This is a genomic window from Streptomyces sp. AC627_RSS907, assembly GCF_019049165.1.
On record NZ_JAGMUE010000375.1, the window covers coordinates 701 to 1,136 of the forward strand.

Below are 436 nucleotides of genomic sequence, written 5' to 3' on the forward strand. Positions count from 1 at the left end.
TCACTGCTGCTCCTGGTAGTCACTCTCACGGCTACCGCCGCGAGTCAGGGATGGAGTCGTGGTCCGGGCCAGCGCCTGGCCCTGCCACTGGGGGCCGTGGCCCCGGGGACGTGGAGGTGCTCAGCCCTCGACCGTGACGCCCATCGAACGGGCGGTGCCCGCGATGATCTTCTCGGCGGCGTCGAGGTCGTTGGCGTTCAGGTCGGGCATCTTGGTGGTGGCGATCTCGCGGACCTGGTCGCGGGTGATCTTGGCGACCTTGGTCTTGTGCGGCTCGCCGGAGCCCTTGTCCACGCCCGCGGCCTTGAGGATCAGCTTGGCGGCCGGCGGAGTCTTGGTGATGAAGGTGAAGGAGCGGTCCTCGTAGACCGTGATCTCCACCGGCACGACCATGCCACGCTGCGACTCGGTCGCGGCGTTGTAGGCCTTGCAGAAC

At 67.9% G+C, this 436-nt stretch carries 1 protein-coding gene; it reads right to left on the bottom strand.

The window, feature by feature from the left end; all coding sequences use genetic code 11:
• Positions 1 to 120: 120 nt before the first annotated feature.
• The coding region (gene rplK, locus KUM32_RS35970; protein ID WP_217146116.1) for a 50S ribosomal protein L11 at positions 121 to 436 on the bottom strand (316 nt) is incomplete at its 5' end.